This is a genomic window from Cohnella laeviribosi DSM 21336 (genome assembly GCF_000378425.1).
Taxonomy (GTDB): Bacteria; Bacillota; Bacilli; order Paenibacillales; family Paenibacillaceae; genus Cohnella; species Cohnella laeviribosi.
Genome location: NZ_KB899854.1, coordinates 1 through 22,867, shown reverse-complemented (window position 1 = coordinate 22,867; position 22,867 = coordinate 1). Strand labels below are relative to the sequence as shown.

General features: G+C 54.5%; 19 protein-coding genes, 2 pseudogenes and 1 CRISPR repeat array. Of the genes and pseudogenes, 2 read left to right on the top strand and 19 right to left on the bottom strand.

What is annotated here, in order from left to right; all coding sequences use genetic code 11:
* Window positions 1-181, top strand: a pseudogene (locus tag F560_RS23755) (IS110 family transposase); the annotation flags it as partial.
* 177 nt (window positions 182-358) lie between these two features.
* Here the strand turns inward: F560_RS23755 and F560_RS0119715 are convergent.
* The 18 genes and pseudogenes from F560_RS0119715 to F560_RS0119635 form a co-directional block, all read right to left on the bottom strand.
* Entirely contained in the window at window positions 359-1,192 is an 834-nt protein-coding gene (locus tag F560_RS0119715; RefSeq protein WP_019007473.1) for a carbohydrate ABC transporter permease, read from the bottom strand.
* A 7-nt stretch (window positions 1,193-1,199) separates the two neighbouring features.
* Window positions 1,200-2,150 (bottom strand): carbohydrate ABC transporter permease, encoded by a 951-nt coding sequence (locus F560_RS0119710; protein ID WP_019007472.1) that lies wholly within the window; start codon window positions 2,148-2,150, stop codon window positions 1,200-1,202.
* Between the two features lie 32 nt (window positions 2,151-2,182).
* Window positions 2,183-3,511, bottom strand: a complete 1,329-nt coding sequence (locus F560_RS0119705; protein ID WP_019007471.1) for an ABC transporter substrate-binding protein — start codon at window positions 3,509-3,511, stop codon at window positions 2,183-2,185.
* A 39-nt stretch (window positions 3,512-3,550) separates the two neighbouring features.
* Window positions 3,551-5,398: a cache domain-containing sensor histidine kinase gene (locus tag F560_RS23750; protein WP_169449916.1), complete on the bottom strand. Its 1,848-nt coding sequence runs from the start codon at window positions 5,396-5,398 to the stop codon at window positions 3,551-3,553.
* Window positions 5,399-5,412: 14 nt separating this feature from the next.
* Window positions 5,413-7,035, bottom strand: a complete 1,623-nt coding sequence (locus F560_RS0119695; protein ID WP_019007469.1) for a response regulator — start codon at window positions 7,033-7,035, stop codon at window positions 5,413-5,415.
* Between the two features lie 156 nt (window positions 7,036-7,191).
* On the bottom strand, window positions 7,192-8,613 hold the full coding sequence (locus F560_RS0119690; RefSeq protein WP_019007468.1) for an MFS transporter: 1,422 nt from the start codon (window positions 8,611-8,613) through the stop codon (window positions 7,192-7,194).
* A 17-nt stretch (window positions 8,614-8,630) separates the two neighbouring features.
* Window positions 8,631-9,269, bottom strand: a complete 639-nt coding sequence (locus tag F560_RS0119685; RefSeq protein ID WP_019007467.1) for a cysteine hydrolase family protein — start codon at window positions 9,267-9,269, stop codon at window positions 8,631-8,633.
* A 21-nt stretch (window positions 9,270-9,290) separates the two neighbouring features.
* The gene (locus F560_RS0119680; RefSeq protein WP_019007466.1) at window positions 9,291-10,361 is read right to left on the bottom strand and encodes an ABC transporter substrate-binding protein; all 1,071 of its coding nucleotides are present in this window, start codon (window positions 10,359-10,361) and stop codon (window positions 9,291-9,293) included.
* 34 nt (window positions 10,362-10,395) lie between these two features.
* The gene (locus tag F560_RS0119675) at window positions 10,396-11,277 is read right to left on the bottom strand and encodes an ABC transporter permease (protein ID WP_019007465.1); all 882 of its coding nucleotides are present in this window, start codon (window positions 11,275-11,277) and stop codon (window positions 10,396-10,398) included.
* 24 nt (window positions 11,278-11,301) lie between these two features.
* The gene (locus tag F560_RS0119670; RefSeq protein WP_019007464.1) at window positions 11,302-12,099 is read right to left on the bottom strand and encodes an ABC transporter ATP-binding protein; all 798 of its coding nucleotides are present in this window, start codon (window positions 12,097-12,099) and stop codon (window positions 11,302-11,304) included.
* Between the two features lie 183 nt (window positions 12,100-12,282).
* Window positions 12,283-12,657 carry a Na-translocating system protein MpsC family protein gene (locus tag F560_RS0119665; RefSeq protein ID WP_019007463.1) on the bottom strand — a complete coding sequence of 125 codons (375 nt, stop codon included), beginning with the start codon at window positions 12,655-12,657 and terminating at the stop codon, window positions 12,283-12,285.
* A 192-nt stretch (window positions 12,658-12,849) separates the two neighbouring features.
* Window positions 12,850-14,031 (bottom strand): acyl-CoA dehydrogenase family protein, encoded by a 1,182-nt coding sequence (locus F560_RS0119660; protein WP_019007462.1) that lies wholly within the window; start codon window positions 14,029-14,031, stop codon window positions 12,850-12,852.
* A gap of 36 nt (window positions 14,032-14,067) precedes the next feature.
* Complete coding sequence (locus F560_RS0119655) at window positions 14,068-15,456, bottom strand: LLM class flavin-dependent oxidoreductase (protein ID WP_019007461.1); 1,389 nt, start codon at window positions 15,454-15,456, stop codon at window positions 14,068-14,070.
* Window positions 15,457-15,472: 16 nt separating this feature from the next.
* A complete protein-coding gene (locus tag F560_RS26465; RefSeq protein WP_019007460.1) occupies window positions 15,473-16,039 on the bottom strand; it encodes an ATP-binding cassette domain-containing protein in 567 nt (188 codons plus the stop codon).
* Window positions 16,039-16,401, bottom strand: a complete 363-nt coding sequence (locus tag F560_RS26460; protein WP_156829062.1) for an ATP-binding cassette domain-containing protein — start codon at window positions 16,399-16,401, stop codon at window positions 16,039-16,041. Before F560_RS26460 ends, F560_RS26465 begins: the two co-directional genes overlap by 1 nt.
* Before the next feature lie 17 nt (window positions 16,402-16,418).
* Window positions 16,419-17,506 (bottom strand): annotated as a pseudogene (locus F560_RS24290) (sugar ABC transporter substrate-binding protein).
* Between the two features lie 121 nt (window positions 17,507-17,627).
* On the bottom strand, window positions 17,628-18,782 hold the full coding sequence (ssuD, locus tag F560_RS0119640) for an FMNH2-dependent alkanesulfonate monooxygenase (RefSeq protein ID WP_019007459.1): 1,155 nt from the start codon (window positions 18,780-18,782) through the stop codon (window positions 17,628-17,630).
* 18 nt (window positions 18,783-18,800) lie between these two features.
* Window positions 18,801-20,255, bottom strand: coding sequence for a 4-hydroxyphenylacetate 3-hydroxylase family protein (locus tag F560_RS0119635; RefSeq protein WP_019007458.1), 1,455 nt, complete (start codon window positions 20,253-20,255; stop codon window positions 18,801-18,803).
* A gap of 337 nt (window positions 20,256-20,592) precedes the next feature.
* Here F560_RS0119635 and F560_RS0119630 point away from each other — a divergent pair, with 337 nt between their 5' ends.
* Window positions 20,593-21,213 (top strand): TetR/AcrR family transcriptional regulator, encoded by a 621-nt coding sequence (locus tag F560_RS0119630; protein WP_019007457.1) that lies wholly within the window; start codon window positions 20,593-20,595, stop codon window positions 21,211-21,213.
* A gap of 213 nt (window positions 21,214-21,426) precedes the next feature.
* Here the strand turns inward: F560_RS0119630 and F560_RS0119625 are convergent, their stop codons facing one another.
* Entirely contained in the window at window positions 21,427-22,515 is a 1,089-nt protein-coding gene (locus tag F560_RS0119625; RefSeq protein ID WP_019007456.1) for a Gfo/Idh/MocA family protein, read from the bottom strand.
* A gap of 32 nt (window positions 22,516-22,547) precedes the next feature.
* Window positions 22,548-22,855: direct repeats of the CRISPR family, unit length 32 nt; unit sequence ATTTCAATCCACGCATCCCTGCGGGATGCGAC.
* Window positions 22,856-22,867: the final 12 nt, after the last annotated feature.

The window sequence follows — 22,867 nt, the reverse complement described above, 5'->3', positions numbered from 1 at the left end:
GAAAAACCGCGATCCGGAATTCGGCGAGTACTACCGGAAGAAGTACAACGAAGTACCCAAGCACCAACACAAACGCGCCCTCGTCTTAACGGCAAGAAAACTTGTGCGTCTGGTCGATGTGCTGCTACGCAACGGCCAACTCTACACGCCTCGAAGGAAGGTGACGACTGCGAAGGATTAACTCCTCCTTTGCCAAAGTCCTTCACGGATTCCCAGTTAAAATCTGGTAACTGACTCGATTTTCGACTGGGTTTTGTTTGGTGCTGCCATTTTCCCTGACTCCTGCGCTCTGCAGCCAAGAAAATTTCCAATTCTCACGAATCAGGGACTTGACATCTTACCGCTGGACTTTGCGTCTTTATTTGATCCCGGAGAAGGTGATCCCCCGGATAAACGCCTTCTGCACGCCGAAATAGAGGATGATAATCGGCAGCGTAATCATGACGTTGGACGCCATCATCATTTGCCACTCCGCGCCGTGTTGCGTTTTGAACGAGGACAGGCCGAGCATGAGCGTATACTGCGCTTCGTCCGACAGATAAATAAGCGGTCCCTGGTAGTCGGTCCAGCTGCCGATAATTTGAAACAGCGCGACCGTAAGCAGGGCAGGCTTGCAAAGCGGGAGCATGATCCGGGAGTAAATCCGAAACTCCGAAGCGCCGTCGATCCGTCCCGCATCTTCGAGCTCCTTCGGCAGGCCCATGAAAAATTGCCGCAGCAAAAAGATGAAGAACGGAGCCCCGAAAAAAGCCGGCAGCCACAGCGGAACGTTCGTTCCGACCATGCCCAGTTGTTTGAACACGATAAAGATCGGAATCATCGTCACCTGGTAAGGGAGCATCATGAGAATAAGGGTAAGACCGAACAGCGGTTTCGAGCCTCTCCACGGAATGCGCGCCAGGCTGTAGGCGACAAGCGGACAAGACAACAGGACGCCGAGCGCCGCCAGTCCCGTAATCGTCAGCGTATTGCGCAAATACGTAAAAAACGGGAAATAGTCGATCGCTTCCGGATAGTTGCTCCACATGAGCGTGCTTGGAATCCATTTCGGCGGCCAAAGGAACAGCTCTTCATCCGGTTTCAGCGATGTCGAGATCAGCCACAGAAACGGGGAAAGGAAGAAGAGCCCGAATACGATAAGACAAAGATGCGTGGCCAGGTTCTTGATCCTTTGCAGGGTTCGGTTTTTCATCCGCGGCTCAATCCTTTCCCTGGTAATGGACCCAACGATTTTGCGTGACGAAGATCAGCACGGTAAGGACGAGTACGATAAGGAACAGAATCCATGCCATGGCGGAAGCGTACCCCATTTTCAAGTACGTAAACGCATTCTGGTACAAATACATGACGTAGAACATGAGGGAGTTGGCCGGCGATCCGGTTCCGTTCGTCAGCGTGTACGGCAGGACAAAGTTCTGCATGGCTCCGATCGTTCCCATAATCAGGTTAAAGAAGATGACCGGCGTCATGAGCGGGAGCGTAATATACCGCAGCTTCCTCAGCGTGTTCGCCCCATCCACCTCCGCGGCATCGTAATAGTCTTGAGGAATATCCTGCAGTCCCGCCAAATAGATGACGATGGCCTGGCCCACCCCCCATAAGCTCATCAGGATGAGCGACGGTTTGGACCAATGCTCGTCGCCCAGCCAGGGGGGGCCGGGGATGCCAATTTGTTCCAGCCAATAATTGACGAGACCGAACTGCGGGTTGAGCAGCCACAGCCAAATGATCGTCGTCGCTACCGCGGGAACGAGACTGGGCATAAAAAACAGCGTCCGGTAGATGCCCTGTCCCCGTATTCTCGTATTCAACAAGAGCGCGAGTCCGACGCCGACCACGATGTTGAGCGGTACGGAAATGAACGTATAGTAAAGGGTATTGTAGATGCTGGTCCAAAAAGTACGGTCCGACATCAACTCCTTGTAATTGCCGGTACCGACCCACTGCCCCGGGTCCAGAACGCTGTAGCTGGTGAAGCTGTAATAAATGGACATGGCGAGCGGATAGGCGCTGAACATCAGAATGCCGAGAATCCACGGCAAGGCGAAAAGAAAACCGTACAGCGACATTTTTCGCTTGTACCCAGAGGTTCGGCGCTTTGCTTGCGGGTAGGCGCTGAACGACGTCGCCAGCTTTTTGTTTGCGGCCATCTTTGCCTCCTTCCTCCAGAACGCCACTTACGTTATGGTTTCGAAATTTTCGCCAGTTCGTTGTCCACGTTCCTCTTCACCTCGTCGAGCAGCGCCTTCGGCTCGCCCTTGCCGTTGATCGCCAGATCCTGCACCCGAAGCGCTTCGTCCCAAAGCTTCTGGCCCACCGGCGTAACCGGACGGAATTTGGCCGTTGGCATCAGGTCCAGGAACACCTTCAAATTCGGGTTCTCGTTCATTTTGAGCTCTTCGTTCACCTTCGGCATGGCGGTAATGTCGTTGCCGGCGTTCGGCCGTTTCGCCCAGAGCAGCGTTCCCTCGTAGCCAGCGATAAATTTGATCAGCTCCCATGCCGCTTCCTTCTGTTTGGCTCCTTTCGGTATGACGTAGGAAAAGCCTCCGGACCAGGTCGTCGGCTGGTAGCCGTCAGCGGGGGGCATCGGCGTCACGCCCCATTCGAACTGCGGCTTCGCTTTGGCCAAGTCGTTCAGAATCCAGTTTCCGTCGATGATAAAGCCCACTTTCCCCGTCCAGAAAGGGTTCAGCCCGGTTTGCCCCATGGCGTTGGAGAAGCTCGACAGGTTGGCGATATCGTATTTTTTCGCGTAGCCGACCATCCACTCCAGCGCCTTGACGTTCTGGGGATCGTTCGGCGTCAATTCGCCGTTGTCCTCGAATTTCCCGCCCCAGTTCCAGGCCTGGGTGTAGAAGAAGCCCTGGTTCATCCAAGGGATATAACCGACGCGCTCATATTTGCCGTTGCTTCCTTTCTTGAAGATTTTCTCCGCCATTTGATCCAGCTCGGTTATGGTCTTCGGCGGCTTGTTCGGATCGAGGCCCGCTTCTTTCATCAGCGTTTTGTTGTAGTACAGCGCCCTGGCGTCCGTACCCCACGGCATGGCGAATACTTTGTTTTCGTAGTTGGCTTCCGACCAAACGGCGGGGTAATAATCGTCTTTGTTGATCCCGTCCCGCTCGACAAGCGGCGTCAAATCTTCCAGCGAGCCCTTGGCGGCCCAGGAGCCGACCATGAAGCGGTCCAGCTGCGCCACGTCCGGCGGATTGCCGCCCGCAATCGAAGTCAGGAGCTTATCCGTGCCTTCGACGTAGGTCATTTTCACTTTAATATCCGGGAATTTCTTTTCGAACTCGTCGATCACATACTTCTGATAATCTTTCTTGAAGTCGCCGCCCCAGTTTACCCAGAACTCGACGGTTTCCTGCTTGCCGCTGCCCCCGCTTGCCTTCCCTCCGTTCGTCCCGTCTCCGGCGGCTTTGTCGCCGCCCCCGCACCCCGTCAGCACGACGGCGATGGTTACGATGACAGCCGAAAAACGGCGAAGCGCTTTCCACTTGTTCATGCGGATCCTCCCATAAAGGTTATTAGGCATGCCTTGCCTTTAATTGTAAGGGCTTTCTTTTGCGGTGAGAGGCAGGTGATCTTTGTTTTTACCGTGTTTCGTTTTGTCATTTGGGACGATCGGCAGCAGCAGCGAGACTTTCGTTCCCGCTCCCGGCGCGCTTTCGATCCGAAGTCCGAATTCATGGCCGTACGTGATTTTGATGAGCGAGTTGATGTTTTTCAGCGCAAAGTTGCTGCCCTCCCGGATCGTGCCGCTCTCCTCCAGCGCTTCGCGGATCTCGCGCAATTTTTCGGGTTCGATGCCGATTCCGTCGTCCGTGACGACAAACTCCAGCTTGTCCCCAGCCCGCCTCCACTCGATGTCCACCCTGCCGGTCTCTTTTTTCTTCTCCAGACCATGAAAGATGGCGTTTTCCACGATCGGCTGGAACGCGAATTTCAATACTTCGCAGTCCAGCAGTTCCGGATCGACGAAGACGGACGGCTTGATCCGGTCTCCGAACCGGATTTTCTGAATGTTAAAATAATTGTCGATGAGAGCCGCAACCTCGCTGACTTTGACAAACTCTCTGCCCTCGCTGAGACTGGCGCGGAAATAGTTGGACAGCGAGAAGATCATCGTGCCGATTTCATCCGCCTTGTAAATTCTCGAAATCCAGCGGATGGAGTCAAGCGTGTTGTATAAAAAATGGGCGTTGATCTGGGAGGCGAACATCTTCAGCCGCAGTTCCTGCTGCAGAAGCCGCTGAATGTACAATTCGTCGATGAGCTCTTTAATCCGGGCCATCATGGCGTTGAAGCCGCGGGACAAAATGCCGAATTCGTCGTTGCGGTGAGCCTTGATCTGAATTTCGAAGTTGCCTTTCTTGGCTTCCTGCATCCCCTGAAGCAGCTGCCGGACCGGTTTGTTCAATTGCCAAGCCGCAAACAAGGCGTAGCCCAGCGCAACGGCCATGAAGCCGGCCGCCAAATAAAGCGTGAACCGCCCGAGCAGCCGCGATTCCCGGACGAGCGCTTCCTCGGGAACGAGGCCGACAAGGCTCCAGCCGTTCGAAAGCCGGGTATGCATGACCAACGCCCGTTCGCCGCCGATTTGCTTGGTCTCGACAAGGGAGGCCTGATCGGACAGCCGGAACGGGATCGTCTGCTGAAGATAACGGTTCTCCTGGTGGCCGACAATCCGATTGTTCTTGTCTACGATCATCGAACTGCCCGCTTCGCCCAAATTGATTTGCGACAAAATGGTCTCCGGATCGATTTCGATCAGCATGACGCCGATGATCCGGTTCAAATTGTTCATATCCTTAATCGCCCTGCCGAAGCAAAAGACCGGCCCCTGCCATCTCTCGTCCGCCCACGGTTTAGGAACCATCGTAGGCCGCATGCCGAACCAAACGACGCGGCCGTCCCCTTTGACGATTTCCCGATACCACTCCTGCTGCCGCAGGGCGTCCGTCGTGTGCGGCATCGGGCTGTAGCCCGTGGAATATTTGTACGAATTCGCGGCCTCGCCGAAAATGTACAGATTGACCAAATCGTTTTTCGAATTCAGCAGATTGGCGATAAACTCGCCGATTTCTTTATTCGTTTCTTCCCGGTCGTAGTTGTCGGTGAAATCGTCTTTAATGCCTTTTTGAAGCGCCTTGCTCCCCAGAAGATAAAAGGACCGCGTGCTGTATTCCTCCATGATCAAATCGAGGCGCTCGCCCGACTGCCGGATCGTCTGCTGCATGATATAACCGACTTTGTCCTGGATGATGCGGGTCGATTTATCGTAAAAATAGTAGCCCATCATCGCAATGCTGACGGATATGCCTACAAAGCATAGAAAAAACAAGCGGTGCCCGACGGACGTCCATTGAATTTTCGGCTGCCATTTCATCATCCAAGCCTCCTTGGTCATAGGCCGTGTTCCCGGTACTGCGCCGGGGAAAGCCCTTCCCATTCCTTGAACACTTTCGTAAAATGACGGACATCGTTATAGCCGACCTCTGCGGCGATTTCATAAATTTTCAGCGGCGTTTCCTTCAGCAGCTTTTTGGCTTTGTCGATGCGCGAGCGGACGAGATACCTGCTGAACGTTTCGCCCATTTCTTCATGGAATACTTTGCTGAAGTACGAATGATTCAGATAGAGGTGCTCCGCTACATCGTTCAGCGTAATCGCCTTGTCCCGATTGCGTTCGATATATTGAAGCGCCCGTTCGACAATCCATTTGCGGCTGCGTGCCGGCCGGGCGGACTTCTGCGAGCGCTGCAGCGTCTCAAGCAGAACGTCCTGGAAGGCGTCCAATGGGCATAACGGCACTTCGAGAGGAGCGGCCTCCACGTCTTGCGAAGACAGGTGGCGGTGATAGGCCGCGTTTCGTTTTTGGTTGACGTTTTGAAAAAGCAGCTTGAGCCCCCTCCGGACCGTTAAGGGAAGACAGCTGTTCTTCCGGTCGTGAATATGCTGCGCAAGCTCCCGGATCAGCGGCTCGAGCAGTTTGGTCTCGCCGACCTTCAGCGCCGCCGCGAAACGAATGTCCCAACCGGCGGGACCGGAATACGGGGAATCGGATTGCAGGGCCGAGGCCAGGCTCTCCGCGCTGTAAACGTTCCCTCCTCCATCGTAGAACCAGAAAGAGACGCTGTGCAGCGCCTCCTCATACAAATCGGGGAGCCTGCCGAAGTCCCCCTCCCGGGAATAGCCGATGCTCATCCGGACGCCGAGCATCTGCCCGGCCTTGTCCATCAGCCAGGGAAGCTCGGAAGCGATCAGCGGTTCCCGCCCGCAGGTTGAAGAAGACTCGGATTGAAACATCGCAAGATCGGCTTCCCCTGCGCTTTTCGGATCCGTAAGCGGAATCGCCGCAAGCGGACCGAAGCGCCGGCCGGTTTCTTCGATCATGTTGCAAAGCGCGTACAAGAGAAGCGCCTGGTCTTTGGCGGTCGCCGCCTTGCACCCCCAATCCACAATTTTCACGGCGAATACGCGGACCCGGCCCGGATCGAGACCGATCCGCAGGGCGCTCATCCGCTCCTCCAGCCACCCGGCCGGGTAAGGCTCCCGGGCGAGCAGCATGTCAAACAGCCGCTGCCGCGCAAGGAACATCGCTTCGCGGGCCGACCGGGCGAGCGTGTGCATTTCCGCTTTCGCTTCCCGTTCTTTCCGCAGCTCCTGCACGCACCGCCTGACCACGTCCAGGATGCTCTGTTCGTGGATCGGCTTGAGCACGTAGTCGAACGCGCCGTTTTTCAGGGCGACCCGCGCGTACTCGAATTCGCTGTAGCCGCTCATGATGATCACTTTCGTGCTCAGCTTCCGTTCCCTCAAGCTTTGCAGAAACGCAATTCCATCCATTCCGGGCATCACGATATCGGTAATGACCATATCGGGCGAGTCCCGTTCCACCAGCCTGAGCGCCTCTTCCCCGTCCGAGGCTTCGCCCGCCAGCCGGATTCCCTCCGCCTCCCAGTCGATCGTTTCGCAAAGCCCTTTTCGAATCCAGCGTTCGTCCTCCACCACCAGCAAGGTAAACATAATCATCCTCCTTTTCGTGTATTCGCTTTCATTTTACAGCAGGGCGGTGCGAATGGTTTCGGGCGGCTTCCCGGAATAAAAGCAAAAGCCCCGTAATTATCGGCATAATTACGGGGTGTGGAGTCGTTGTCGGTTGCGAACCAATTACAAAGCTGGTTAAAATTCGGACATCGCTTCTTTGCGGCCGGTTCTCCGGGCAGACAGGATCAGCAAGCCGCAAGCTGTCATCACCAGAATAGCCAAACCAACAAACAGCGCCCTATAGCCGTTCAGGATGACTTCGCCGGGAACTGTCTGGACACGGCTATTGAATGGAACATTCGTTAACATCCCGCCTGCAACCGTTCCGAGCATCATGCCTAGATTTCGGCACAGCGCAAGAACGCTGCTGAACGCCCCCAGATACGATTTGGGCGCCTGATTCATGATAATGCTGCTATTCGGCGAATTAATCATCCCCATCGAAAATCCCAACACTACGATGAGCAAAACGACGACCAGCAATCCGTGGGACGGCGACAAAAAGCTAAGTGCGGCCAAAGAAGCGGTCATTACGGCCAAACCGACCGACAAGACAGGTACGGCCCCGATTCTGTCCGAGAACCGCCCGCATAAAGGGGAAGACACAATTAACGATAAAGGATACCCCATCATGATCATGCCGGCCGTTGCAGGCTGAACATGCAAAAAGCTTCGCAAAAAAACGGGCAACGCCAATTGGGTCGAAAATGACGCCATGTACGTTACGATGGTAATAAGGATGCCGATCACCGTATTTGAATGAGTAAACAGCTCCAGTTCAATGAAGGGGCTTTTGCCCGACGTTTTCCATCGGGGAGAAAGGCACCATACGATAAAGCTAACGGAGCAAAGCACAAAAAGCGCAAACAGGCTAAGAACCGGCATCGAACCCCATCCCCACTGTTTCCCCATATCCAGCGCCGTGACAAGTCCCGTTAAGGACAACCCGAAGAGGAAAGCGCCGGTGATGTCTACATTTGCCTGTTCTTCCGGCCGATCTTTCGGTATAACCCGCTGCGCCAATATCCATGAGGCGGCCGCAATAACAGACAGCAGCCCAAAATTCGCCCTCCAAGAAAACCATTGAACGACGATCCCCCCCAGGCTGGGGCCTATCAACGATCCCGCCGCCACAAACGCGCCGATGAGGCCGAGCGCTCTCCCCTTTTGCTCCTTAGGGAATACGGTAACGATCAGCGCCATGTTGGTCGCCTGGTACATCGATGCGCCAATTCCCTGGATCACGCGAAAACCGACTAAGCTGGCAAAATTGGGTGCCAATGCGCAGCATAAAGCGCCGATCGCAAACAACAAATACCCGAAATTATGTATGCTCCGCTTTCCCCTCAGATCGCCAAGCCGTCCCATAAAAGGAAGACAAACCGAAATCGCCAATAAGTAAACGGTCACCACCCATTGAGCGGACCGGACGGATTGATGATAATCTTCGGCGATGTCGATCAGGGCGATATTGAACATGCCTGCCGATAAATTGGACAGCAACGCCCCGAGACAAATCACATACGGAACGACGACGGATCGTGCTGACGGTTTCATCGTTTCCGTTCACCGCTTCAAATGATTGTGGAAGCGGCGTTTGCTTCCTGTTCCTGCCAAAAAGCGATCACATCCTGCGTTTCAACAACCGTTCCGAAATAAGTATCGATGTTTTCCAACGTCATTTCGTGAGCCAAGCGGGAATAGGAAGCGCACGCATCCTTCAGCAGCACGATGCGGTAATCCAGCATGAATCCGTCCCTCGCCGTCGATTCCACGCAAACGTTCGTGCTGACCCCTGTTATTACGAGCGTTTCGACCTTTAACGTCCGCAAGACCGAATCGAGCCGGGTGTTAATAAAAGCGCTGTATCTGTGCTTATTCACGATAATATCCCCGGGCAGGGGAACCACTTCGAAAAAGTCGGCTCCCCAAGTCCCCGTGCGGCATATTTGGTTGGATCCGTTTTGAAAGCGGGATGCCCATGCCTCCGAATCGGTGGCGGCTTCATGAAACGTCTGCACAAATATAACGGGAATGCTGTGTCCGCGGGCGGACTCCAGCAGGCGATGCAAATTCGGCATCATCTCTTTTATCGCGCTTACGTCATTGCCGGCTCCGGCTAACGCTCCTTCCGGATGGCAATAATCGTTCTGTACGTCCACCACAATCACGGCGGTTTTTCCCGGCTTCAAATATTCTTGTAATCGTTCCATTGCATTCACCTCATATTGTTGTTAATCGGAACTCTTCACAAACTGCATGTCTACCAAATCTTCATAGGCATAATCGCCTTTGTAAATGCCGGTTTGAATCATGACGTCCATATCCCGTTTCAACGCCTCCTCGGAAATCACCCCGTCGGGACTCCAAAGCCGATCCTCGTAAGCGCGGTCCAATGCGGCTTTTAACGCGTCATCGCTCAATGTGGGGAATTCGGCTTTCAAATCTTTCATCGCCAGATCTTTGTCGGTTTGGATGACTTTTAGCGATTCTTTTATCGCGTCGACAAACTTTTGCACCGTTTCCGGATCTTTTTGGATGGTCGATTTTTTTACGCTGAGCACCGAATAGGAATAGTCACCCATTGTATGGAATTTGTAGAACGGTTCGCCCCAGACATTTTTGGAGATGCCGTCGCTGATTTGCGGTTCGGCACCGTTCGCAATATCGGCCTGCCCCTGCTGAACCATGGTTACAACCGTGGAACCGTCAGCCGGCTCAAGCAACTGAACGTCTTTATCCGGATTTAAGCCGAGTTGTAGAAGGAGGTAACGGGTGAGCAGGTTCGGCGTCCCGCCGTGACGGCCCGCATTTATTTTTTTCCCTTTTAAGAAAGCCTTCAAATCTTCGGGGGAATTGCTTTTCGGTTCCTCGCCCTTTTTGGACATCAAATAAACGTTTGCTCTGTTCACTACATTGACGACGGAAATGATGGGGTCGGAGTTATTTTTATTCGCCAAGGCATTGGATTCGGGACCGCCAATCACTCCCCAGGCGTCTCCGCTGACCACGGCCGTCACATGGGCGCCGCCTGCGGCGGAAATGACTCTCACGTCCAACCCGTTCTTTTGGAAGTATCCTTCACGCTGCGCCACATAAAGCGGCAGATAGCCGATGTAGTGAAGCGGTTCGGCGATCACGAGTTTTTTTAGCGCTTTCTCGGAATCCTTGTCCCCGTTCGCGCTTTGGGATTCGGCGGAGACCGGCGGAGCCGCGGCACGGTCTTGTGTATTTCCGCATGCCGGGGCAAAGCTCAAGCAAGCCATGAACAGTAAGAATAACAGCAGTTTCTTGGTTTGAAACATAGGGTTTCTCTCTCCCTCCGCTGAACTTGCGGCATTATTGTTTGGCCAAGCCTTTGGACAACCAGTTCTCCAGGACGACCACTCCCCAGTACATCACCATCGACAAAACGGACAGCACCACCACCCCAACCCAAACGAGATTAATGTCCAAAATGGTGCCCGCGTACAAAATCATGCGGCCGATTCCTTGCTGCGACGCGATAAATTCGCCGACAATCGCCCCCGCCAAAGCCAAAGCGATGTTGATCCGCAAACTGCTGATGATCCACGGCATCGACCACGGTATCACCACTTTTGCAAATACCTGGTGACGCTTGGCTCCAAGGGAATACATCAGTTTCTCCATATCCGGATCCACGCTTTTCACCCCGCTGTACGCCGAAAGAGCGGAAACGATAACGGTGAGGGAGAACGCCAGCGCCACTTTGGAGAAAAAGCCGATGCCTAGCAGGATAACCAGCACGGGAGCCAGGGCCAGCTTGGGCATGGCGTTCAACACAATCAGAAACGGCTCGCTGATGCCCGCGTAAGTTCTCGACCACCAAAACGACAGTCCAAGCAGCGCGCCGAGGAATGTCCCGAACGCAAAACCGAGAATTGTCGAACCCGATGTGTAGGCGATATCCGTCAGCAGGCTGCCTTGCGTCATTTGGATCCAGGCGGTTTTCATAATGATGCTCGGCCGGCTCCAATAATACACATCCAGCCACCCGATTCGCGTAAACATTTCCCAAACGACGAAAATCAGAATCGCCACAAGGACGCGGCCCCACACGACCGTCCGTTTTCTTTTGCGTTCCATCGCTTCTTCATCCTGAATGAACGGAACGGCCTCCGGTTGGCCCGTTTGCCGCTTGACCGTCTCCGGCACAGCCACGGGATGGATAACGTACGCTTCCTCTTGCAACGAGTTCATCTCCTTCTCCTCCTCTGTTCTCTGTCAGGAAATCTTCTCTTGTCCGGAATCCTGATGCCCGGCGTTCTCGACCGCAAGCAAATCCATCAGATGATGCTTTAACGCCATGAACGCTTCGGAAGTCATGTCTTCCTTTTTTCGCGGGCGTTCCAACGAAACGGTGATTTTCGCCTTGATTCTGCCGGGACGCGAAGAGAATACGTAAATGTCATCCGATAAGTAGATCGCCTCGTCGATGTCGTGCGTGACAAACAAAACGGTTTTGCCGAAATCGGCCCAAATTTGCAGGAGCCAGTTCTGCATATTCAGCCTCGTCTGGGCGTCCAATGCCCCGAACGGTTCGTCCAGCAACAGAATGTCCCGGTCGTACAAAAGCGTTCGGAGCAAGGCGGCCCGCTGCCTCATGCCCCCGGACAATTCTTTCGGATAATGCTTTTCGAATCCTTTCAGTCCGTATTTCTCCATCAAAGGGACCGCTCGTTCCGCCGCTTGTTTACGAGGGATGCCGCGGATTTCCATGCCGAGTATGATATTGTCCAGGATGGTTCTCCAGGGAAGCAGCATGTCCTTCTGCAGCATATAACCGACATATCCGGTTTTGCCGACAATATTTTGCCCGTCGGCCAGAATTTTTCCGGTAGAAGGAAGCGTAAGTCCCGAGATGATGTTGAACAACGTGGACTTTCCGCAGCCGCTCGGACCGATGATGCTGACAAATCGCCCTTCCTCGATCGCCAGGCTTGTCTCTTTCATCGCGGGAATCTCCTGGCCGTTTTTGCGGAACCATTTGCTGACACCGACAATTTCGATTTTGTTGCGCATGAAAAAACCTCCCGCTAAATTTAATGTCATCTTGCGTTGACGGTCCCGAAGACGATCTCCGTTTTACTTGTTCATTCCCGCAATACCTCCTTATGGATAAATGTCAGCTAATAAAAAAACGCCAGTTTTAGACACAGCAAAAAGTACAGCTGGTCTGAAACTGACGAGGTGTCGGCTCTCCTTTCAGAGTTCCAACGGTTCGTTCAGATAACTTTGCACGTCCCGATCCAAGATGACAATCGTACCGGAATATTCGGTCTCCAAATCGTAATCTTTGAGGACGGCTACGATATGAATATGGAATTCTTCTTGAAACGCCTTTTTGATTTCGGTCTTGAAGATTTCAAAAAGCATCTGGTCCACGTCTCGTGTGGTAACCCGGTTGATCGGATCCAGCAGCTTTAGGACGGGAACCCGGCTATTTACCGAAAGAATAACGATTTTATTGCCAACAAAATCAACCCGCTGCTGCTTCACTCCCGAATTGAAAATCTTTTTGTTAATCGAGTTATAAATACGTAAAATATCTTGTTTGAATTGGCCCGCAGAGGATATCAAGAAAAACCACAACCATTATGTAGTTTTATATTACATATATATTACGTTTATGCTGCTTTTTATTCTAATTATAGGTATCTATAATACTATGTCAAGCATTTATGTTAGTTTTAATTACATATTCATTTCATAGAATTTACAAAAAACAAGGGCAGTCTAATATTAACTGCCCTTATTTCGCTCCAGCTAAATTCAAGAATAAAAATCCGGCTTGGGAAACTGATCGTTGAGCACCCAGTTCCCCACGTTTTTCAGCTTATATTCCGCAGGGTTATGAAGCGTATGGGTGCGGATATTCCGCCAGAACCGGTCGAAGCCGTATTTCGATGCGGTAGACCTTGCGCCCATGACTTCAAAAATCCGCTGGCTGACGTCAAGGCCCGCTTTACCCGCGGCTACGTTGGCCGCAGCGACCCACACGGCGCAATCCCCGCGCTCCTCTTCGGTCAAATCGAATTCCTTTTCCCAGATGCGGTCCACTTTTTCCATCGCCTTGTCGACCAGGCTTGCCGCAGATGCCAGTTCCACCCAAAAATCTCCGTATAGGCGAATAATGTACGGGTCTTGGGAGGCTTTCTCCACATTGGAATTGAGAAAGGGGCGTGACTGGTTCAACGTATATTGCTTCGCTTCCGCAATCGCTCCCTCGGCGCTTCCGATAAAAATATTGGCCAAAATGATTTGCGACAGGATGGGCACGATCGTCGCAAACACTTTATGCTTCGTAGCGGTCGTATCCACGATTGCGTGATCTTCAATCCACACCTGATCGAAGACGACCGTGCCGCTGCCCGTTTGCCGCTGCCCGATATTGTCCCAATCGTCCAGCACGTTCACGCCCGGCCTCCGGGTGGGAACGACCCCATCGTAATATTTTCCGGAATCGCGATCGAGCCACGAAACCAGAAGGACGTCGGAATCCGGAGAACCGGAGCTGAACGTTTTTTTCCCGTTCAGGAAATACCGCTCCCCTTCCCGATGGCCGATAATGCTTCGCTCGATCGGGTTGGAGGAGTTGCCCCAGAACCAGTTGTGCTTCGCCGTTTCCCTGTAGAAGTAAGCTTTCTGCTCCGGAGTCCCCTTTAAATGAATTTGCGTCAGCATGATGAAGTGGTAGCCGAACAAATGCGCCAGGGAACCGTCCGTTCGGGCAAATTCCCTGACGATGCGGAGTACCGAGGACCAAGGCTGTCCGTCGCCGCCGTATTCCTTCGGAATCAGCAGCCTCAGCAACCCGCTGTCGCGGATCAGATCCCGCTGGATTTTCGCCGTGCCGCCGGCTTTATCCCTTTCAACGGCGTCCTTGGCAAATTCGCGGGCAAGCCGTCTCGCTTTTTCCATATAATCCTGATTTTCTTTTAATTCCAATGCCATAGCTTCCCTCTCCTTACTCGGATAGTCGATGGTCTCTTAAACGGTCGCATTCGCTTTGGACAGCCGACGGTACGCGGCGCCGGGATGATCGTCCTGCAGGCGGGCCTTCCCTTTGCCGAACAGCTTCTCCCGCAGCGTTCCTTCCTCGTATTCTTGCTTGAGAACGCCGCGTCTTTGAAGCTCGGGCACGACCAGATCGACAAAGTCTTCAAAGGTGCCGGGCGTGACCGCATAAGCGAGATTGAACCCGTCGATGCCCGTCTCTTCCATCCAGCGCTGCATCGCATCGGCGACCTGCCGAGGCGACCCTACCACAACGGGCCCCAGGCCCCCGATGCCCACAAAATGGGCGATTTCCCGCACGGTCCATTTCTTATTCGGGTCGATCTTGGTAAACACATCGATGGCCGTTTGGCTTGCATTGCTTTCGATATATTCCAGTTCGCAATCGGGGGCGTAGGCGGAAAGATCGAGCCCGCTCCAGCCGCCGTACAGGGCAAGCGCGCCCTCGTAGCTGATATGCTTGGCATAATCCGCGTATTTGGCCTGCGCTTCCTGCTCGGTCTCGCCCACGATAACGGTAAACAACGTAAAGATGAGCAGGCCGTCCGGATTGCGTCCCTGTCGCGCCGCATTTTCGCGGATTCCTTTTACGATCTGTTTTACCGTCTCGATTGTCGGACCGACGATAAACACGCATTCGGCATGCTTGGCCGAGAAGTCCCGTCCTCGTTTGGAAGCGCCGGCTTGATAGAGAACGGGCGTCCTTTGGGGAGAAGGCTCGCATAAATGAATGCCGGGAACTTTAAAATACTTGCCGCGATGACCGATATCGTGAATCTTCGCCGGGTCGGTGAACACTTTGTTGGCCTTGTCGCGGATCACCGCATCGTCTTCCCAGCTTCCCTCCCACAGCTTGTAACAAACCTCCATGTATTCCTCGGCCAAATCGTAGCGCTCGTCGTGCGCGATTTGCCTTTCGAGCCCGATATTTTTGGCCGCGCTGTCCAAATAAGAGGTTACGATATTCCAGCCTACACGCCCCTCCGTGATATGGTCCAAAGTCGACATTCGCCTCGCGAAGATATACGGATGCTCGAAGGTCAAAGCGCAGGTAATGCCGAATCCGAGATGCTTCGTCACATGGGCCATGGCGGACACCAGCAGAATCGGATCGTTCACCGGCACTTGCGCCGCTTGGCGGACGGCCGCATCCCGGCTGTTTTCGTAAACGTCGTAAATCCCCAGGACGTCGGCCAAAAAAAGCCCGTCAAACCTCCCTCTCTCCAAGAGCCGGGCCAAATCGGTCCAATAGCGCAAATCCTTGTACCGGTACCCTTGGTCGTCCGGGTGAGTCCACAGCCCGGGGGATTGATGGCCGACGCAGTTCATGTCGAACGCGTTGAGGTACATACGTTTGCTCATCTTTTGCCTCCTTGTCTCACGCTACCGGATTGCTTTTCGCCGCATGGAGGCGACGGGTGTGGCCGGACCCCATCAATCCCGTTACGCCGACGATTTCGCCGCTGCGGACTTGAAAACGGATATTCCGGAACTGGTCGATGTGGGTCAGCCCTTCGACGCGAAGCAGCGGCTCCCCCGCCGTCCTCTTTTTTACCGGGAATTGCTCCCCGATTTCGCGGCCGACCATCAGGTAGACGATATGTTCGATGTCCAGGCCTTTCGTTTCCAAGGTATCGACTTTGGTTCCGTTCCGAAAAACCGTGATGCGGTCGCACAGTTGGACGATTTCGTTCAAATAGTGGGAAATGTAGATGATCCCGATGTTTTGCCTGCGCAGCTCGCGGATGATTTCGAACAGCCGGTCCGCTTCCTTGCTGGCGAGAACGGCGGTCGGCTCGTCGAACACGATGACTTTGGGCCGATGGTACAAAGCCCGGCATACCTGCAGAAGCTGCTGTTCCCCGACGGTCAACTCCCCGACCGGCTTGTCGCCCGGTATGTCCAGTCCGACCGTTTTTCGCAAATGGGCTTCGGCTTCTTTCATCAATGCTTTCCGATTGATGAATTTGAAGGGGGAGAAGGCCGGCTCAATCCTAAAAACAAGGTTTCGGCGACGGTAAGGTAAGGAACGACGTGACGCTCCTGATGAATAAAATGGATGCCTTTTTGGGCGACGAGCCGCGGCGTGAGCCGGTTTTGAACCTGGCCTTCGAAGCGGATCTCTCCGCGGTCCGGACTGTATATGCCCGCCAATATCTTCATGAGCGTCGATTTGCCGGCCCCGTTTTCACCGACGAGACCGTGTATTTCCCCTTTGCGGAGCTGAAAGGTCACCTGTTGAAGCGCCTTTACGCCCGGGAATTCCTTGTCGATCTTCAGCATTTCCAATACATACTCTGAGCGCAAGAGCCGGTCCCTCCGAGCTACTTTTTGAATAGAATCTGCTTCGCCTCTTCGGCATTCTCCTTGGTCACGAGGATCGGGTCGACATAGACCGATTTCGGAACTTTCTGCCCCGCCAAATACCGGGCGACGGTGTCGACGGCCGCTTGTCCGATGAGATAAGGCTGCTGGGCCATATCGGCCGCGAACGACGAGCCGGGATCGGCGATCATATCGATGGCGGCCGGGTCCCCGTCAACGCCGTAAACTTTGATATCCTTGCGGCCGGCTGCGTCGACGGCTTGAGCGGCCCCGATGCTGGGAATGTCCCATCCCGCCCAAATGGCCGAAAGTTGGCCTTTTTTCGGATATTTGACGAGCAAGTCCTGCACTTTTTTGCGGGCGTCCTCGATCGTCCCGGGGATGACGTCTTGCAATTCCGGTTCGATAAACTCGATTTTCGGATAGTCTTGGCCACGTATTTCATCATGTCATAGCGGATCGCCACGACCCGAACGCCGTAAAAGCCGTTAAATACGGCGATTTTGCCCTCGCCGCCGATATCCTCGAACATTCTGCGGGCCAACGCTTCGCCGATCAAATAGTTGTCCGACATATGGTTGGTGATGCTGTATTCGCTCGGATGGTCCACGGTAAACAGCGGGATGTTGGCGTCGTGAACTTTTTTGAGAACCGGAGCGGACACTTTCGTATCGCCCAACTGCTTGATGATGGCATCCGGCTTTTGGGTGATCAGGTTTTCAATATCCGAAATATGCTTCTGGTCGTTTCGTTCGCCGTCGACGGCAATCGGCGTTCCGCCCAGTTCCTTGATCCGGTCGATCTGGCCTTGGTATGCCTGCCGGTCCCAGTTATGGTCGGTCCCAATGACGGCGACGCCGATTCGCTTGCCTTTCAGCGAAGGGACAGGCTGCTTGTCGACGACACCCAGGAAACCGGAATCGGTACTGCTTGGCGGGCCGGCGCTCGGCGTGCCGTTGTTGGCTTGGGCGCTCGGTCCGGACGTTGCGGACGGCGAAGCGCTGTTTTGCGTGCATGCGGAAACGATAAGGAGCAAGACGATTGAAAGAATGCCGAAGATGAATTTCCTGCTGTTGATTTGATTCACGTTGGATCCCTCTCTTGCTGTGTCGAAATAGAATTTTACGGTAATGAGCAAATGAAAAAGGCACCTGATTTATAAAGCTTCAGGCGCCTTTAGTTATCTAATCGGCGGCAACTTATGGTTCTCATGAACGGGAAGACGCGGCAACGCGGTGTTCCGGAATCTTGTTGTTGGCGATCATCTCCCCGAACGGACTAATGAACGCCCGGTCGCCGGCGCCGGCAGGCTTGGAAAGGTTCAGCCGGGGAAACAGCAATTCCGCCGTGCGGTACGCTTCTTCCAGGTGCGGATAGCCGGACAGAATGAACGTTTCAATGCCCAGTTCCGCATATTCCTTCATCCTTGCGGCAACCTGATCCGGGTTCCCGACCAGCGCCGTCCCCGCGCCTCCCCTGACCAGGCCGATTCCGGCCCACAGGTTCGGGCTGACCACCAGATTCGAACGATCTCCTTTGTTCAGGTCCGTCATTCGCTTCTGTCCCACGGAATCCATGCGGGAAAAGATTTGCTGCGCCGACGCGATCGTTTCCTCGTCCAGATGCGCAATGAGTTCGTCGGCGGCTTGCCACGCTTCCTCTTCCGTATGGCGGACGATGACATGAAGCCGAATGCCGAAGCGAAGCGTCCGACCTTTCGCCGCGGCCAGCTTCCGCATCCGGGCGATCTTTTGCGCCACCTGCTCCGGCGGCTCTCCCCATGTCAGATACACGTCGACATGCTCCGCCGCCACTTCCATCGCCGCATCCGACGATCCTCCGAAATACAGCGGCGGGTACGGCTTCTGAATCGGAGGATAGAGGACGGTTCCCCCTTTCACCTTAAGGTAATCGCCGGTGTAATCGACCTCCTCTCCGGCGAGTTCCTTCCGCCAGATCGTCAAGAACTCCCCGGTCAGCTCATAGCGCTCGTCGTGCCCCAGAAACAGGCCGTCGCCTTCCAGCTCCACCGGATCGCCCCCGGCAACCACATTAATGAGCAGCCTTCCGTTTGAAAAACGGTCGAGCGTAGCCGCCATCCGCGCGGCCGTGGTGGGCATCGTCAAGCCCGGCCGAACCGCCACCAGAAATTTCAGGTTCGTCGTTGCCGGAACGAGCGAGGAAGCCACGATCCACGCGTCTTCACAGGATTTTCCCGTCGGCAGCAGAACTCCCGCGTACCCCAGGTCGTCGGCCGCCTGCGCGATTTGTTTGCAATATGCGTACGTTACCGCTCTTGCGCCTTCTCGCGTCCCCAAGTAGCGTCCGTCGCCGTGCGTCGGGATAAACCAAAAGACTTCCATGTTTTCTCCACACCCTTTCTAGGTTATCGTCAGCCCGCCTCGGCTTGTCTCTTTCAGCAGGTTCCAGATCGGTTCCGTCAGCCGCTCCTTGTCGAAGGCATTGTACAGATTCGCATAGCCGCGAACCGGATCGCCGGCGTAAAAACGCTCGTAAAGCTGGTGGCGCGCGCCCAACGGACTGCCGAACAAATCCCAGGCGAGCTTGAACAGCTGCACTTTTTTCTCGGCGCTTACGGTTGCCCCTTCATAGTACCGGTGCATCAATTCCGAAATCGGCCCGTAGAAATCCTCCACGCTCGAAGGCACCTGGACGAAGCCGCCGGCGCCGACCTGCTGCAAAATCTCGATCGCCCGGGGGTAAAACCTCGTGCCGATGTTTCGGGCCGTTTCGATATAGGACAGCGCGGGCACGAGCACGCCCGATTCGTCGGGCTTGGCCTCCGTTTCCGCGGCAATCACGAGCGCTTTCATGATCTCGATCTGCGTGAGCAGTTCGCCGAGCTTCTCCTGGATGTGCAAAAAGCCCGTCGTGCCGATGGATTCCGCAACCGCAAACGCGATGCCGGTCACGAACTCAAGCTTGGCTACGTACCGCACCACATTTTGATGAAACGCCAGCGAATTCGCCGTTTTGTTGGCTCTGAGCGCCAGCACTTTTTGGGGATCGCCGTACAGCAGCACCCTTTCCCACGGAACCAGCACATCGTCGAAAAAGAGAACGGCGTCCATCTCGTCGTACTTCGCGCTCAACGGATGATTCAGCTCCTTCGGCTGCGCGAAGGATTCCCTGCACACGATATGCAGGCCCTTGGAGTTGGCCGGAACGATCAGCACATGGGCGTGTTTCCGGTCCTGCGGCTTAAACTGCAAAAAGGAAGACAGCACAAAATCATGGGTGTACGGAGCTCCCGTCGCAATCATTTTGGCGCCCCGGATGACGATGCCCTCCTCCGTTTCGCGAACGACGTGCAGGAACCTTTCTGCAATCCGCTCATCATCCAGATTTCGAGAGCGGTCGATTTGCGGATCAATGATCGCCGTGGTCAGAAACAGGTCGCGATCGCGCGCCTGCTCATAATAGGCCGAGATTTTATGCGCAAAATGCGGATCGAGCTTCGACAGTTCGTCCCTGGCCGCATACCAGCCCGTCACCAGCGAGCGGGCGTAGTCCGACAGCCGGCTCATCATGCCGTTGGTTTCGGCGGACCACCGCGAGAAGGACCGGCTTCGCTTCGCAAGCTGCTCCGGCGTGTGCGGAACCAAAAAGGAAGCGTGCGCGTACCGGCCCCTTTCCGGAACCCAATAGCCGACATCGTCCCGTTGGTCGGGATCGTCCAGCATATCGAACAAGGACTTGATCGTTTGCAGCGTCCCTTTGAAAGCCGGGTGCTCCGGAAGATGATCGACCTTCTTGCCGTCGAGCCATACCGTCCGCCCGTCGTTCAGACTCTGGAGAAACGTTTCACCTCGCAAATTGGCCCTCCTTTGCAGATGTTGAATAAACATTTATTCCAATTGATTTACTATGAGTTGTTTATTATCATAGCTAATAACCAATTTATTTCAACAATCAATTATTCTTACTTTGGTGGATAAACAACACAATAGAAAAAGGTGTTGAAGAACAAAAAAATAAGCCACGTTCTTTCGAAAATTGTCCGGCGCGTAAAACACGGGAATATCGCTGGAAAAACGGCCGCAATCTCCCCCGCCGCATTCATCCCGAAAACGGCAGGGCACATCGCGCCTTGCAATGTGTTGTTTTTCCGACACTTATTCGAAAAATGTTGTTTTAAAAGGAGAGGCTCGAATGAAGGAACCTTGGAGAGATCATCGGGTGACGGACCGCCGCATTCTGCGCACGCGCAGCATGATCATGGACGCTTTTTTGACCGTGCTGCAAAAGAAGGAATATCCCGAAATCACCGTCATCGATATAGCCGAACAAGCGAATATCAACCGCTCTACGTTCTATGCGCACTACATCGACAAGGACGACCTGCTGCACAATATGGTGAAGGAAAAACTCGATCTGCTCACCGAAGCGACATCCGGCCGCCAGAAGGAAGCGGTGGAGGTTGCGCCCGCCTTCCATGAACCCGACGCCTTTTTTGCCGCGCTCTTCGAACATCTGTCCGACCACGAGACGTTCTATCGCGTCATGCTGAAGCGCCTCAACCCGTCGGAACTTCACGCCAAGATGCAGGACATCATCAAGGAAAGCTTCTATATTCGCATCTCCAAGCTCGATTTGGACCAGAAACTTCAGGTTCCGCTCGATATTTTGCTGGACTACATCTCCTGCTCGACCCAGGGCATTATCGTCAAATGGCTGGAAGACAACCGAATTTACTCGCCGCATTACATGGCGCTGCAGCTTACGCGGCTTTCTTTGCTGGGGATATATAAGGCAATGGGGATGAAGGAATGAAAGGAAATGAGCGATGCCGATCGTGCACAGGCGAAAATCGTCCATTTGCGGCGCGAATGGCTCGCGGTTTTTTTGTGATAATTAGGAAAAATTTCGCTTTTGTAGAACTCTCTCCTTATTTTGCCCCTGACGCATGCGCTTGGCCGCTTGCCGGCCGCCTTTCATGCCGTGCACGCGCGAGCGGTATGAAGCGTTCGTCGTGCGTCTCCGCAATCAAAAAGATTCGCTCCAAGGCTGGCGCTCCGAGACGACAGTTTCGCCGGTGCGGATGGCCTGCTCGATCAGCATGCCGATATAATGGTCCTGCGACGCGTCGGGAAGACCGTAGAAGGAAGGCCCGCCCGCAGCGTATGCCGCCATCTTCCGCAAGCATTCGGCAATCGCGAGTTCGTCGTCGTACAGTCTTGCCGGCGCAAACGGATTTTCGTACACCCAGCGCTCTCCCGCCATAATGCCTTGCAGAAAATACCCCTCGGCGTTCTCGTACTCCCCTTTGTTCACGCGGTGGAGCTCCAATTGAATCTGTCTGCAGGAGGGGTCCTGTATGCTGATTCGCCGGTCGAATATTTCGCCCCTCTCGCCCCGGATGCACAGATGGTTGGAACGGATCCACGAACGGTGCTGGTCCTTCGTAAAGTCGTAAATGCCCAGCTTTCCGCCGAAATCGAGCCAGGCCAAATCCCGCTCCGACTTGACGAGCTTGTCCTCGGTCGGAGGTCCGCTGCGAGTCGGTCCGGCGACCCACTCGGACTCGAAGCGCATGGCCCGGATGCGTACATCCTCAAACGCGATTCCGAGAAATTTCCGGATGAGACTAACGGCATGGTAAAAATGCGAGATCGAAACGGTGACCTGGTTCACGATGCCAAGCATTCCCGACCGGATCACGGCCTCGCGCGCCTGTTGCAAAGGGTGCAACGGGTACTGTTCGGCGACTTGAATCCGTGCGCCCTTTCGGGTCAGAAGGTCGTGCAGCCGCAGCAGCCCGTCCAGATCGGGAGCGGGCGGCGTTTCCGTCAGGACGGGCATACCCCGCTCCGCCAGCTCCAGCATATAATTCATGGCGGAGGACGGGGGAACGGACAGGACGACGAAGTCCGGCCGCTCGCGGGCCAGAAGCTCGTCCAGCGTCCGGTAAGTAGCAACGCCCCACCGGCTTTCCATCTCCTGGCCTTTCGACTCATCCCTGACCACCATGCCGCTCACCCGAAATTGCTCGGGAAGCGCCTGCGCGATCCGCAGAAAATATTGCGCGCGAAATCCGCCGCCGCCGACAATGCTGAACGTTGCAGGTTTGTCCATAAGCGGCACCGCCTTTTGGAAGGATAGTGGTATTTCCAATCCACGCATCCCTGCGGGATGCGACTCCATAGTCACCGCTGTTATTGCGGGCCAGTTCGGAGATTTCAATCCACGCATCCCTGCGGGATGCGACGGTACTATCATCGTGCGAATAAAGCCCTCTCCACAACCATTTCAATCCACGCATCCCTGCGGGATGCGACAACCTTATCGGCCACGCCTACCTCGTTCCCTTTTGATTTCAATCCACGCATCCCTGCGGGATGCGACTAAGTGCATACCAGATAACGAGGTGATCGCATGCTCATATTTCAATCCACGCATCCCTGCGGGATGCGACGTTGGTTCGAGA